11 protein-coding genes are annotated in these 14269 nt (G+C 64.6%); 2 read left to right on the plus strand and 9 right to left on the minus strand.

Annotation, left to right across the window (positions count from 1 at the left end; all coding sequences use genetic code 11):
* The first annotated feature begins 169 nt into the window (after nucleotides 1-169).
* Nucleotides 170-2467, plus strand: a complete 2298-nt coding sequence (gene katG / locus HBA54_RS14985; RefSeq protein ID WP_437126197.1) for a catalase/peroxidase HPI — start codon at nucleotides 170-172, stop codon at nucleotides 2465-2467.
* Nucleotides 2468-2994: 527 nt separating this feature from the next.
* Here the strand turns inward: katG and HBA54_RS14990 are convergent.
* The 8 genes from HBA54_RS14990 to HBA54_RS15025 form a co-directional block, all read right to left on the minus strand.
* On the minus strand, nucleotides 2995-4035 hold the full coding sequence (locus HBA54_RS14990; RefSeq protein WP_167225992.1) for a histone deacetylase family protein: 1041 nt from the start codon (nucleotides 4033-4035) through the stop codon (nucleotides 2995-2997).
* Nucleotides 4032-4556, minus strand: coding sequence for a GNAT family N-acetyltransferase (locus tag HBA54_RS14995; protein ID WP_167225994.1), 525 nt, complete (start codon nucleotides 4554-4556; stop codon nucleotides 4032-4034). The genes HBA54_RS14990 and HBA54_RS14995 overlap by 4 nt, the downstream gene beginning before the upstream one ends.
* Nucleotides 4556-5488, minus strand: coding sequence for a 3,5-dioxohexanoate:acetyl-CoA acetone transferase (kce, locus tag HBA54_RS15000; protein ID WP_167225996.1), 933 nt, complete (start codon nucleotides 5486-5488; stop codon nucleotides 4556-4558). Before kce ends, HBA54_RS14995 begins: the two co-directional genes overlap by 1 nt.
* Before the next feature lie 7 nt (nucleotides 5489-5495).
* Nucleotides 5496-6878, minus strand: coding sequence for an aminotransferase family protein (locus HBA54_RS15005; RefSeq protein WP_167225998.1), 1383 nt, complete (start codon nucleotides 6876-6878; stop codon nucleotides 5496-5498).
* Between the two features lie 34 nt (nucleotides 6879-6912).
* Nucleotides 6913-8004, minus strand: coding sequence for an ABC transporter ATP-binding protein (locus tag HBA54_RS15010; RefSeq protein WP_167226000.1), 1092 nt, complete (start codon nucleotides 8002-8004; stop codon nucleotides 6913-6915).
* 70 nt (nucleotides 8005-8074) lie between these two features.
* Nucleotides 8075-9229, minus strand: coding sequence for an extracellular solute-binding protein (locus tag HBA54_RS15015; protein ID WP_167226002.1), 1155 nt, complete (start codon nucleotides 9227-9229; stop codon nucleotides 8075-8077).
* A gap of 60 nt (nucleotides 9230-9289) precedes the next feature.
* On the minus strand, nucleotides 9290-10096 hold the full coding sequence (locus HBA54_RS15020) for an ABC transporter permease (protein WP_167226004.1): 807 nt from the start codon (nucleotides 10094-10096) through the stop codon (nucleotides 9290-9292).
* The gene (locus HBA54_RS15025) at nucleotides 10093-10968 is read right to left on the minus strand and encodes an ABC transporter permease (protein WP_167226006.1); all 876 of its coding nucleotides are present in this window, start codon (nucleotides 10966-10968) and stop codon (nucleotides 10093-10095) included. Before HBA54_RS15025 ends, HBA54_RS15020 begins: the two co-directional genes overlap by 4 nt.
* Before the next feature lie 142 nt (nucleotides 10969-11110).
* On the opposite strand from HBA54_RS15025, the gene HBA54_RS15030 reads away from it, so the two are divergent.
* Nucleotides 11111-12082 (plus strand): LysR family transcriptional regulator, encoded by a 972-nt coding sequence (locus HBA54_RS15030; protein ID WP_240932705.1) that lies wholly within the window; start codon nucleotides 11111-11113, stop codon nucleotides 12080-12082.
* A 319-nt stretch (nucleotides 12083-12401) separates the two neighbouring features.
* On the opposite strand, the gene HBA54_RS15035 is transcribed toward HBA54_RS15030, so the two are convergent.
* Nucleotides 12402-14060, minus strand: coding sequence for a helix-turn-helix domain-containing protein (locus HBA54_RS15035; RefSeq protein ID WP_167226008.1), 1659 nt, complete (start codon nucleotides 14058-14060; stop codon nucleotides 12402-12404).
* Nucleotides 14061-14269: the final 209 nt, after the last annotated feature.

Here is a 14269-nt window from a genome sequence, read left to right on the forward strand (position 1 = left end):
GTTGTTGAGCTCTGCTTCGGCGCTTCGCCACTCTGGGCTGACGACCATGAGCACGATTTCGGAGCAGCGCTCGAGGCCGGTGAGGTCATGCCACTGGACCGTCTTCTTGTCCGCGTTCGCCAGGACGTCGGAGGCCGGGTTCTAAAGGTGAAACTGGAACGCGAAACAGATGACGACAAGCCCAGGCGTTTCTTTGCGCCCGAAAGTGGAACTGACCAAAAATGAGGAGATTATCCCCATGCTCATGAAAGCAATTCCCGCAGTCATCCTAGCTGCCCTGATCGTCGCACCGGCAGCCGCAGACCCAGCCATGGTGTCCGGCAAGCCGAAGCCTAACCAGTTCTGGTGGCCTGAGCAGCTCAACCTACAGCCCCTGCGCGACCACGACCCGACGTCCAATCCTTACGGCGAGGACTTTGATTACGCCGAGGCCTTCGCCAGCCTGGACCTCGGGGCCGTCAAGAAGGACCTCGAGCAACTGATGACCTCGTCCCAGGACTGGTGGCCGGCCGACTGGGGCCACTACGGCCCCTTGTTCATCCGCATGGCGTGGCACAGCGCCGGCACCTACCGCGTCGCTGACGGGCGCGGCGGCGCCGGTGGCGGCCAGCAGCGTTTCGATCCGCTCAACAGCTGGCCAGACAACGCCAGCCTCGACAAGGCGCGGCGCCTGCTCTGGCCGATCAAGCAGAAGTACGGCCGCAAACTTTCCTGGGCCGATCTGATGGTCCTAGCCGGCACCGTTGCCATGGAGGACATGGGCTTCAGGACCTTCGGCTTCGCCGGCGGCCGGGCGGACGACTGGGAGCCGGATCTCGTCTACTGGGGCCCGGAAGCCGAGATGCTGGGCCGGGAGCGCTATGACGAGGAAGGGAAATTGGAAAACCCCCTCGCCGCCACGCAGATGGGCCTCATCTACGTGAACCCGGAAGGGCCCGGCGGCAATCCGGACCCGCTCGCGGCCGCCGAGCAGATCCGCGAGTCCTTCGGCCGCATGGCCATGAACGATGAAGAGACCGTCGCCCTGATCGCCGGCGGCCACACCTTCGGCAAGGTCCACGGTGCGGCCGAGCCATCCGAGTGCGTGGGTCCCGAGCCGGCAGCCGCTGACATCGAGGAACAGGGCCTGGGCTGGGCCAACAAGTGCGGCAAGGGCAACGCCGAGGACACCATCACCAGCGGGCTGGAAGGCGCCTGGACCGCGGCGCCGACGTCGTGGACGATGATGTACCTGGAGAACCTGTTCAGCTTCGAATGGGAGCAGACCCGTAGCCCCGCCGGCGCCATTCAGTGGGTGCCCAAGGGCGGGGCAGCCGCCGACACCGTCCCCGACGCCCACGTCGAGGGCAAGCGGCATGCGCCCATCATGCTGACGACAGACCTGTCGCTGAAGTTCGATCCGGCCTACCGCGAGATCTCCAAGCGCTTCCTTGACAACCCGCAGGAGTTCGAGCTGGCTTTTGCCAAGGCCTGGTTCAAGCTGACCCACCGTGACTTGGGTCCGCGCGCCCGCTACTTGGGCGCTGACGTGCCCGAGGAAGTACTGATCTGGCAGGACCCTGTACCGGCGGTCGAGCACGAACTGGTCGACGCGAAGGATATCGCCGAGCTCAAGAAGAAGATCCTCGACTCCGGCCTCTCCACCTCCGAGCTGGTGCGGACCGCTTGGGCGTCGGCCGCTACTTATCGCGACTCAGACATGCGCGGTGGCGCCAACGGTGCGCGCATTCGCCTCGCGCCGCAGAAGGACTGGCCGGTCAATGACCCGGCAGAGCTGGCGAAGGTGCTGCAGACCATGGAAGGCATTCAAAAGGACTTCAACGACTCGATGTCCGGCGGCAAGAAGGTCTCTCTCGCCGACCTGATCGTCCTCGGCGGCGCGGCGGCCATCAAACAGGCGGCGAAAGAAGCCGGCTACGAGGTGGAGGTACCCTTCATGCCCGGGCGCGCGGATGCTATCCAGGAACAGACCGACGTCGAGTCCTTTGCCGTCCTCGAGCCCACGGCCGATGGCTTCCGCAACTACTTCGGCGGCGGTAACCACCTGTCACCGGCAGAGATGTTGGTAGACCGCGCCGACCTGCTTGGACTGACCGTACCGGAAATGACCGCACTGGTTGGCGGCATGCGGACCTTGGGTACCAACGCCGGCGGCGTCGAACACGGCGTGTTCACGGACCGTCCCGGGACGCTGAACAACGACTTCTTCGTCAACCTGCTCGACATGGCAACGAATTGGTCAAAGGCGAAGGACGCCGACGGCATCTACGAGGGACGCGACCGCGCCACGGGTGAACTGAAGTGGACGGCTACGCCGGTGGACCTGATCTTCGGATCGAACTCTGAGCTGCGTGCCGTCGCCGAGGTCTATGCGTCCGAGGATGGTGACGAGAAATTCCTCCGCGACTTCGTCGCTGCATGGATCAAGGTGATGACGGCCGACCGCTTCGATCTGGAGCGGGCGTAGGCCCTACCGCCGTCACAAATTCATGCGCCACGGCAAGGTCCCCCCGCACGCGCGGGGACAGGCCCCAAACTGACGAAGCGGGGCGAGCTTCAGGAAGGGTTCCCCCAACCGCGTGGGGATAGCCCCCCAGCTGCCATCATACTGAGACAGTAAGCGAATGTCGGTTTCGGTGGTTGCAGGCCCCCGCAACCAGCAAAAAGCGCCGCTAAGTCAAAAGCTTAGCGGCGCTTTTCTTTGCGCAAATGCAAAGGAACAAACAGGCGGAGAGGCGCATTCGCAACCCGAAGCACTTGCTGACTTCAAGCCTGTCGTGACAGTGAGCGGTTTTTTTTGGTTTCCTAGATCGGATCATGTTTTGACGGAACCACTTCGTGGTTTCGACAAAACATGTGAATCCGATCGACATCAAACAGTTAGAGCAGATTCACCGGGTTGATGGATCGCTTTCAGCGAGTCCATCCAACCCGGTGAATCTGCTCTAGACATAGTCCGTAAACGGCCTGGGCCGTGGGATTTTCCCACTTCCCCTATCGGAAAGCGTCGCGGGCGGCATCGGAGCTGGCGAGAAAGGCGGTGAGATTGTCGCCGAAGGCGTCGCAGAGATAGCCTCCCTCCTGAACGATCACCGTCGGCAGCCCGAGGTCCGCCAGCCTCTGGCCGATCTGGCCGAAGCCCCCGGTGGTGACGGACAGCCCGCCGAAGGGGTCGCCTTCGAAGGCGTCGAGCCCGAGGGCGACGACGAGCGCCCCCGGAGCGAAGGCCTCAACGGACTCCAGGCCGCAGTCAAGAGCGCCGAGGAAGGCGTCGTCCTGGGCTCCGCGCGGCAGCGGCAGATTGAGATTGTAGCCGAGGCCCGGACCCTCGCCGCGCTCGTGGGCGTGGCCCCAGAAGAAGGGGTAGAAGCGGACCGGGTCGGCATGGACTGAAATGGTCAGCACATCGGCGCGCCGGTAAAAGATGCCCTGGGTACCGTTGCCGTGGTGCAGGTCGACGTCGACGATGGCCACCCTCTCGTGGTCGCCGCGCAGTACCATCGCGGCGACGGCGGCGTTGTTCACGAAGCAGAAGCCGCCTGCCAGGTCGGTGAAAGCGTGATGCCCCGGTGGGCGGCAGAGCGCGTAGGCCACCGGCGCGCCGTCGAGGACGTGGTGGGCGCCGGCGGCCGCCGTGTTGGCGCTCCAGCGGATCGACTCCCAGCTGCCCGGGCCGATGGGGCAGGCGGTGTCTGCCATGTGATAGCCCGCCTGGCCGACGGCGGAGAGCGGATAGCTCGCGTCGCGCCGGTCAGGGTGGATGTTGGGGATTACCTCGGCGGAGGCATCGGGGATGCGGGCCCAGCGCTCGTAGATGTTGGCGAGGAAGCGGACGTAGTCCGGCGTGTGCACGGCGGCGATGGGGCCGAGGCCATGGTCCGAGGGCTCCGCAATGTCATGCCCGGCGGGCGCGGCGGTCTGCAGCAGGCGGTCCAGGCGCTCCGGCACCTCAGGATTGGGTTGCGGGGCGCCGTTGACCAGGAAGCTGCGCGGGTAGTGAATCTTCTGCCGCTCGGCGGCGCAAAACACCTTCATGCGTCGGTTCCCTTCGCGCTGGCTGCCAGCTCGGCGAAGGCGCTTTCATTCAGCACGTAAATCTGCTCCGGCTGCGAATGGCTGAGCCCCGTGCGCTGGTAGAAGGCCTGCGCCCGGGTGTTGTCGTCGTCAACGGAGAGGCGCAGGTAGCTGCCGCCGCGCGCCCGGGCGATGGCGGCGGTCTCGGCCAGCAGCCGGCGGCCGACGCCGAGGCCGCGGGCGCTATCGGCGACGATAAGGTCCTGCACATAGAGGCCGCGCCGGCCGCGCCAGGTGGAATAGCTGCCGAAGAACAGGCAGAGGCCAACGGCCTCGCCGCCGACTTCGGCGATCAGTGCCTCGAAGGCCGGGTCGGCGCCGAAACCGTCGCGGGCGATGTCCGCCACGCTGGAGATCACCTTGTCCATCGCGTCGCGGCTTCTGGCCAGTTCCACGATCAGGCTGTAGACGGCCTGCGCATCGGCCTTGCCGGCCAGACGGACCGTCACGTCCTTCGGGCTTTGTGCTTGGTCGCCGGTCATCAGAAGGCGACCCGGTCGCCGCCCTTGAGGGCCAGGCTCTCGCGCACTTCGCCCGGTTTGGCAGCTTCGTAGCCCAGTTCCTCGATGATCCGGCGGATTTTCCCGACCTGCTGGGCATTGCTGGTGGCGAGTTCGCCCTGGCCGATGGTCAGGCTGTCTTCCAGGCCGACACGCACGTTGCCGCCGAGGATGACGCTCATGGTGCCCAGCGGCATCTGGTGCCGTCCGGCGGCCAGTACGGAGAACTGATAGGCGTCGCCCAGCAAGCGGTCCGCCGTGGCCTTCATGTGCAGAAGCTGTTCCGGGGCGGCGTCGATGCCGCCGAGGACGCCGAGCACGAACTGCAGGAATATCGGCGGCTTGATCAGGCCTTCCGCCAGATAGAAGGCGACGGTCTGGATATGGCCGATGTCGTAGCACTCGAACTCGAAGCGGGTGCCGCAGCCGTCGCCGAGCCGATCGAGGACGCTTTCGATGTCGCGGAAGGTGTTCTTGAAGACGGCGTTCTTCGAGGCCTCCAGAAAGCCGGGCTCCCAGCCGTGCTTCCACTCGCTGTAGCGGCGTTGCAGGGGGAAGGTGCCGAAGTTCATGGAGCCCATGTTCAGCGAGCACATCTCCGGAGCGGCCTTCAGCGGCGCGGCGAGACGCTCGTCGAGCGTCATCTGCGCGCTGCCGCCGGTGGTGATGTTCACCACGGCGTCGCAGGCCTGCTTGATGCGCGGCAGGAAGGCCATGAAGTCGGCGGGATCGGCCGAGGGGCGCCCGTCCTTGGGATCGCGCGCGTGCAGGTGAAGGATCGCGGCGCCGGCCTCGGCGGCGGCGACGGCCTGCTCGGCGATCTCGTCCGGGGTGACCGGCAGGTGCGGGCTCATGGTCGGCGTGTGGATCGAGCCGGTGACCGCGCAGGTGATGATGATCTTCCTGGAGGGCATGGCCGCGCTATGCCTCCGCCGGAAGGGTCGACAGGCCGGCTTCGGCGGCAAAGATGACGAGGCTTTCCTCGAGCAGTCGGAGGATCTCGGCGATCTCGGCCTCATCGACGATCATTGGCGGGCAGACCATGAAGTGGTCGCCCTCCAGACCGCCGCGGGTGCGCCGCGAGTAGATGATCAGGCCCTTCTCGTAAGCGATCTCGACCAGGCGGCTGTGGGCGTTCAGGGCCGGCGGCAGCGGTTGCATCGTCTGGCGGTCGGTGACCGTCTCGAAGGCGAGCAGCAAACCAAGGCCACGCACGTCGCCGATGAAGGGACAGCGCGCCATCAACCCGGCGAGCCCGGACTTCAACAGCCCACCCATACGGGTGGCATTGCCCATCAGGTCGCGGCTTTCGATCTCCTCGAGAACCGCCAGGCCCGCGGCGCAGGCCAGGGGGTTGCCGGCGTAGGTGTGACCGTGGATGAACCCGCCCGCGTCGAGCACCGGCTCGACCAGGCGGCGGTCGGCGACCATGGCGCCGAGGGGGGCGTAGCCGGCGGCGAATCCCTTGGACAGCGCGACGATATCGGGCCGCAGGTTCCAGTGCTCGGCGGCCAGAAAGCGCCCGGTGCGGCCGACGCCGCTCATCACTTCGTCGAGGATCAGCAAAATGCCGTATTCGTCGCAGATCTCGCGGATGCGGGCATAGTAGCTGTCCGGGGCGACCAGCGCGCCGGTCGAGGCGCCGCCGACCGGTTCCATGATGAAGGCGAGAACGGTCTCGGGACCCTGCCGGCGGATTTCCGCGCGCAGCATCTCGGCGTAGCGCAGGCCGCGCGCCTTCCAGTCCAGGCTGTCGCTATCGAGGTAGCAGGTCGGTGCCGGGATCTTCGGCATCTCCTGCATCATCGGCGCGAAGGGCGCGGTCATCGGCGTGTAGCCGGTAACGGCGAGCGCGCCGAGCGTTGCGCCGTGATAGGAGGGATAGCGCGAGATCACTTTGTAGCGGCCGGCCTGTCCGGTGGCGAGCGCGTGCTGGCGGGCGAGCTTCAGGCAGGATTCGACGGCTTCCGATCCACCGGACACGAAGAACACGCGGTCGAGGCCTTCGGGCAGGCGTTGGGCGATGCGTCTTGCCAGGGTCTCCGCGGCCTCGTTCTCGAAGTGCAGGCGATAGGCGAAGGTGGTCTCCTCCATCTGCTGGCGCATGGCCGCGAGGACGCGCGGGTTGCCGTGGCCGATGTTGGCGACCATAGCGCCGCTCGATCCGTCGATGTAGCGGCGGCCGTCGCGGTCCCAGAAATAGATACCCTCGGCGCGCGCCACGATGGGGCGCCGCGTACGAGACTGGTAGAAGAGGTTGGAAGGATCGCGCGTCTCGGCGGCGATCGCGGTGGTGGCAGTCATGAAGGCGGTCTTTCCTTGGGGTCTCTTGGTGGTTCTATTCCGGCTTCAGGAGAACGACATCGCGCGGCCGGATCTCTACCGAGACCTCCGCGCCTTGGCCGAAAGGACGGCGGTCGATCGGGTTGATCACCTGAAGGCTGTGGGTCCCGACCGTAACGAAGTAGCGGGCCGATTGTCCCTGATAATCGACCGTCTCGATCCGGCCGGTGAGGCGGGTTGCATCGGTTTTGTCTTGCGGCGTGCTGGACAGGCGGATTTTTTCCGCCCGCACGACGAGCCGCAGGCGCGCGCCGTTTTGCGGCGCCTCGGTCCCTTCGCTGTCGGCTTGGATTTCGCCGAGGCCCTCGACCGCGATGCGCAGGGCGTTGCCGTCGCGGGCGGTTACCTGGCCGTCGAGAAGGTTCGAGTTGCCCAGGAAGCGGGCGACGAACTCGGAGCGCGGCCGGGTATAGACGTCCTCGGGGGAGCCTTCCTGTTCGATCCGCCCCTGGTTCATCACGATGATCTTGTCCGACATCGCCAGGGCTTCCGACTGGTCGTGGGTCACGAAGATGGTGGTGATCCCGAGCTGATGCTGGATCTTCTTCAGCTCGACGCGCATGCCCTCGCGCAGGTTGGCGTCGAGCGCTGAGAGCGGCTCGTCGAGCAGCAGGACATCCGGCTCGACCACAATGGCGCGCGCCAGCGCGATGCGTTGCTGCTGGCCGCCGGAAAGCTGGTTGGGGAAGCGGTCGGCCATCTGCGGCAGCTGCACGAGGTCCAGCGCGCGGCTGACACGTTCGGCGATCTGCGCCTTCGCGGCCTTACGGTACTTGAGGCCGAAGGCGACGTTATCGAACACGGTCTTATGGGGAAAGAGGGCGTAGTTCTGGAACACGATGCCCAGGTTGCGCTTGTGGATGGGCACGTCGTTCACGCGCGCGCCCTTGATGAGGATGTCTCCCGCGCTCGGCGCCGCCAGACCCGCGACCATGCGCAGGGTGGTGGTCTTGCCACAGCCGCTGGGGCCGAGCAGGGTCACGAAGGCGCCAGCCTCGACCGCCAGGTTCATCGGCTCGACCGCCGTGAAGTTGCCATAGCGCTTGACCACGCCGCTCAGCTCGACGACCTGTTCCCGATCGCTCATCAAGGGTTACTCCAGTTCTCCGTCAGGAAGGCGCGGCGGGCCGGGGATCTTTCCGGCCCGCCAGGCTCGTTCAGTAGCCCTTCTGAACGCGGCCGAACTTCTTCGACCACTCGGCTTCGTTGCCGTTCCAGTAGGCCGGGTCCGCGAAGGTCAGCTGCGCGAGTTTGCCGGTCGCATCGAAAGCGGGCAGGGTCGGGATCTTCTTGCCGAGATCGACCTTGGTCGGGTCGAGCGCCGGCGGGTAGTTCTGCCCCTCGGCCACGGCGATGGCCACCGCGGGCTCGAGCATGAAGTTCAGCAGTTCTTCGCAGGCTTCCAGCGGGCTGCCCTTGAGGACCATCAGGCACTCCTGCCAGGCATAGCCGTTCGGCGCGTCGTAGTAGCCGATCGGGTGGCCCTGCTGCTGCAGCGCCGCGATGCGTCCGGACCAGCCCTCGGTGACGTAGATCTCCCCCTCGGCCAGCAGGCTCATCAACTCGGCGCCGGAGCCCCAGTACTTCAGGGCGAGGTCGCGATGCGCGCGGATGGCGTCCCAGACGGCTTCCATATCCTGGATGTCGTTGGGTTTCTGGCCGGTCGCCAGGGCGCCGTACCAGATCCGGGTGCGCCAGTCACCCCAGCCACCGATCTTGCCTTTGTACTTGGGGTCGATGAGGATCCTGGCGCCCTTTTCCTCCATCTCCTCGCGGCTGATCTTCGCGGTGTTGTAGGCCAGTCCGGTGGTGCCGTAGTCGTAGGGCGCCGCCGACAGCTTGCCGTTGGTCACGCCGCGGAAGGGCTCCATCAGGGCCGAGATGACGTACTTCAGGTTTGGGATGTTGTCCTCGTTCAGGACCACGTCGTAGCCCAGGTTTACGTAGCGGGCGTAGTCGAAGACGCCGCTGGCGTGGAAGATGTTGTATTCGCCCGGCTGTCCGGCCTTCACCCGGTTGAGGTATTCGTCGCCGCTGGCGAAGGTGCCGTCGATGACCTTGATGCCGGTCTTCGCGGAGTAGGGGTCGAAGGCATGTTTGCGGAAGGCCTCCGAGACCACGCCGCCCCAGCCGTCGAAGCGCACGCTTTCGGGGGTGGCCGCGAAGGCCTGGCGCTGCAGGCCTTTCAGCGGCGCACCGGTCAGGCCGGCGGTGAGGCTCGCCGCGCCCAGCAGTGTCAGAAACGAGCGCCGGTCGATATCGCCGTTGCGAAAGCGTTCCAGCAGTTTTTGATAGCGGGTGGTGTTATCCATCTCCCATACCTTTCCCTGGTTTGATGTTTGTTGGCATTGTTCGAGGCTTCTCTCTTTTCGTCACCGCAACGCGGCCGCCATGCGCCGGGCGATGGAGACGCCCAGCAACGGGACGGCGACGGTCACGACCACCATGACCGCGCCCAGGGCGTTGATTTCTGGACTGATCGAATTGCGGAGCATGGCGAAGATCTGGGTGGGGACCGTTTCGACGCCGCCCGGCTTCCAGAACAGGGTACCGGTGACGTCGTCGAAGGAAATCGTGAAGGCGAAGATGACGCCGGCGAAGACCGCCGGCATGATCAGCGGCAGGGTCACTTCGCGGAACGTGTGAAAGGCATTGGCGCCCAGGCTCAGCGCCGCCTCTTCATAGTCGCGGCGGACGGCGACAAGGCGAGCCTGCACGATCAGCACCACGAAAGGCAGCGTGAAGATGACGTGGCCGAGCAGCAGCAGGGGAAAGCTCTTGGGCATCTCCAGCCAACGCAGGAAGAGCAGCAGCGCGACGGCCAGCACCACCTCCGGCACCAGGATCGGCGCGATCATCAGGGTGGTGATCAAACCCTTGCCGCGGAAATCGTAGCGCACCAGTGCCAGGCTGGTCAGCACCCCCAGGGTCGTTGAGACGGCGGCGGTCAACGACCCCAGCAGCACGGAGGTCTTGAAGGCGCGCACGATGGCGTCGTTGTTCCACAGCTCGACGAACCAGCGCAGGCTGAGCCCCTCCATGGGAAAGCTGCCGAACTGGTTGGCGTTGAAGGCGAGCAGCACCACCACCGCCACCGGCAGGAACATGAAGAGGTAGATCAGGATGGTGAAGGCCCGGATCAGGCTCCAGCTGGTCACGATGTTTTGGCCGCCGCTCATCGGAAGCTCTTGGCCAGCTGGCCGATGCCGGCAAAGCGGCTGTAGAGCATGACAACCGATCCGAGGACGACCAGCAGGACAAGGGAGAGCGCCGAGCCGAGCGGCCAGTCGAGCTGTGTGATGATGGTCTCGAAGACGAGGTTGGCGAACATCGCGTCGCGCGGTCCGCCGAGGATCATCGGCGTGATGTAGGTGCCGGCGCCGAGCACGAAGCAGAGCAGGCTGCCGGCCGCCAGCCCGGGCAGCGACAGCGGCAGGGTCACTTCCCGGAAGGCCTGCCAGCCGGTGCAGCCGAGCGAGCGCGCGGCGTCGACCAGGTTACCGTCGATGCCGTCCAGGCTGACATAGATGTTGAGGATCATGAAGGGCAGCAGGAAGTGGACCAGCCCGAGTATCACCGTGCCCTCGTTGTAGAGGATCTGCATCGGCTCCGAGATTACGCCGAGCCACAGCAGGAAGACGTTGAGCGCCCCGCTGACCCCCAGGATGTTGATCCAGGACATGGTGCGGATGATGTAGCTGATCCAGAACGGCAGCATCAGCAGCAGGATCAGCACGGCCTTGTGGCGGGTGGTCGAGCGGGCGATGAAATAGGCCGGCACGTAGCCGAGCGTGATGCAGAGCAGGGTCGAGGCGGCGGCGATGCGCAGGGTCTGGAACAGGATGTCGCGGTAGAAGGGGTCGGTCAGCACCTCGATCCAGTTGTCGAGGTAGAAGCCGACCTGTTCGGAGCCGACCGCGGTGCGCAGCCAGAAGGAATAGACCGCAATAAAGCAGACCGGGATGACCAACAGCATGGCCACCGCGGCCAGGGCCGGCGACATAAGAATCCACGGACGCGCGCCCGGCGCGTCGACGTCGCTTGCTGACATTGGTCCCTTAAAGCCTCTCTGACACCCGGCATTGTGCGCTGCGGGGTTGCCCGGGGTCGTGTCGGGGCAGTGTTCTCCTTCGCCCTTTATTGTGCAAATAGATAAGTGCTATAATGGTTATAGATATCATCTATAAAGGCCGATGATGGAGTCTTCCCTGCTGAAGGACAGCGGCGAGCGCTTGGCACGCGAACTGGATTGGAACCTGCTGCGCACCTTCATGGTGGTGGTGCAGGAGGGCAGCGTCACCGGGGCGGCGAAGCGGCTCTACCTGCGCCAGCCGACGATCAGCCACGCGCTGAAGCGCCTGGAAACCCGGCTCGGCAAACGATTGATCGAGCGTGGCCCGGCGACCTTCCGGGTGACGCCGGCCGGCGAGGTGCTCTACCGCGAATGCGTGGAGATCTACGGCAACGTCGTCCGGGTGGCGGTGCTGACCCGCGATATCAAGGACGAGATCGCTGGCCATGTGCGCATCGCCATGGCCAGCCACGTGATCTCGCCGATCTTCGACGAGGTTCTGGCCGCTTTCCACGTCGCCAACCCCAAAGCGACCTACGAGATCGAGGTCGACACCTCGGCCGAGGTGACCCGCGCGGTGCTGGAGAAATCGGTCAGCTTCGGCGTCTGCCTGGTGCACAGGCGCTCACCGCGGTTGGAATACGAGATGATCTACCGCGAGTATTTCGGGTTCTTCTGCGGCCCCTCGCATCCGCTGTTCGGGCAGAGCGGCCTGAAGCTGGAGGACCTGAAGGGACACGCCGCGGTCTCCTTCAAGACCGACCAGCTGGCCGATGCGCTGCGCCCCGTCGCCCTGCTGCGTGCGCAGCACGACATCGACGACATCGTGGTCGGCCACTCCTCGCACCTGGAGGAGGTGCGGCGCATGATCGTCGCCGGCCTCGGCATCGGCCCGCTGCCAATTCACGTGGTGGCGCGCGATCTGCGCGATGGTCTGTTGTGGCGGCTGCCGCCCTACAAGGCGCCGCCGGCCATCGATATTTATGTGGTGTGGAACCCGCACACCCATCTAAACCGCGCCGAGGAGGGCCTTCTGGCCGCCCTGCGCGCGGCAATCGACGCCAAGCCGCTCAGCGCCCGTACCTACAAGTAAGCCGGTTGCTGCCGTTCCTGCTTCTGAGACACGGGAGGTTGTCCGGTCTTGGACCTTCCATGATCGGCGGTTGTCCGGCAAAGGCACAGGCATGCTCTCGCAACCGCTTTCAAACGCTGAGCTCTAGCGGCGGGCCTTTGGTGATTTGGTGGGCGGCAACAGGGCCGAAATTGTGCCCGCGCCCATCAAGGCAAGGCGAAAACCCTGAATCCAATACCAAACATAAAAGCCCCGCTACCAAGCGGGGCTTTTGGCGTTGAGGCCGCCCGCAAGCCTCCAACCTCCTTTGAGCCTGAGACCGGCAGGAAAGTGATCCGGGCTAATCCACAGTTTTTGTCGACCTGAAGGATTCACTCGGCGTTTGCCCAAACTCCCGGCGATACAACTTGGCAAAGTGGCCGACGTTGGAGAAGCCGGCAGCATGGGCGATCTCGGCGATCGTGTTGCGCTGGCGCAGCAGGATAAGATCGCGGGCGAAGGTCAGGCGCACGGATCGAATGAAGGCGGCCGGCGCCAGGCCGCAGGCTTCCTTCAAGCGCCGGCCGAGAGTCTTTTCGCTGGTCCCCAGCGCGGCCGCCAGTTCCCTGGCGCCGAAGCCCTGCTCGCCCAGATGTTCCAGGACACACCGGGTGGCGGACTCAACAAAGCGCTGCTCGGCCGGGGACTGGAGGCTTTTTTGAGGGCTCTCGATCAGACTGGCCTCAAGTGCCTCGATTCTTGCACTGGCGGTTTTCAGGGATTCGGCATGCTGGTCCTGGGCGGCGATCGCGTCACGCCGCAGCGCCTGCACCTCCACGACGGCGGTATGTCTCTGCTTGTGAAGAGCGTTCACCATGGTCGAGATTGCCAGCATCATGAAGGTCGTCTCCCCCATGACGGCCAGGTAATAGCCCCAGGTGAGCGGGCGCATGACGATGAGATCGTAAGCGACGGCAGCCTGTGTGATTTCGATCGGGAAGACAAAGGAATAGACGGCGATGGACAGCCCCGATGTCAGGGCGAGCAGGGATCCGAAGACGAACTTGGCCTGCGGCAGCCCGTCGTAAATTCTCTTGAATGCCACACCGAGGAGGACCAGGGGGCAGGCGAAGAAAGCGAGATGCAAGGGGAGGGAGAGGCCCCAGGGATCGACGACCGCCAGCCCGGTCGTGACGACGGCAATGCCTGACAGGACCAGGAACAGTCGCCTTAGCCCGGGCGTACCCGCGTCGATCCTAAGCAGCACGCGACAGTATTGGATGTTGGCGAAGACGCCGAGCCCGGCCATGAACTCGCGAATCGGCGACATCACGGTAACCGGAAGGGTCACGCCGACAAAATTGCTGAGCCATCCGTCATAGATGAATGAAAAGACGAAGAGGCAAAGCATGTAGAGCGCATAGTACTGATAGAAGCGGGCCTCTATGTGCTGGAACAGGACAAGGCTGATGATGGCAATGGCCCCGACGTAGCCCAGGAATAGAGCCGTCATAACCAAGGTCAGCGTCGACCAGCCCGTAAACAGATAGGACGACATAATCACCGGGGTTATGGTCGGCGCGAAGGTTCCCTGAATGCGCAGGTAGAAGGTCTTCTCCTCGCCCGGCCCGACAGTCAGGGGAAAGCCGGTTTTGACCTCGGTATTTACCCTTTCGGGAAGAGGGACGGTGCGGCCGTTCCGCGATAGGTTGATCAAACCGTCCGGTTGCTGTTCGAACAGGATCACCTCATCGAAGATGAATTCCATAAAGGCGACGAACCACTGCTTTTCGCTGCCGTGGTCATTGACGACGGTGAAGCGGAGCCAGAGAGCCTGGTCGGGCAGCGGGGCCTGAAAAATGAGGGTGCAATGCCCCGATTCGAAAGCCTGCGCCGCAATAGCGGCCGGTTCCGTTACCCCGGTGGGGTCGAGGAAGACGTCCGCCAGCAAGGGGCGCAGTTGGTCTTCCCCGCGTTCCGACAGGCTGTTGAGCGGCGTTGCCGAATCGCACGCCTCCAAGGGGCTGTCCGCCTGGACGGCAGAGGTCGGTGCGAGCGCAAAAAGGAACGTGGCCAGAAAAAGTATGGGCCATGGAATCTGCGAATTTACCATTGCGGGCCGACTCTAACTCAAGGTTGAAGGATCTCAAGCTCACATCTCCGTATGTGTGGGAGACTCATTTCGGACAAAGGTGCCCGCAGGTCAGTCAAACTACTTATTTCCCATTC

This window comes from Pelagibius litoralis, from assembly GCF_011683915.1.
In the GTDB taxonomy this organism is placed as follows: domain Bacteria; phylum Pseudomonadota; class Alphaproteobacteria; order Kiloniellales; family Kiloniellaceae; genus Pelagibius; species Pelagibius litoralis.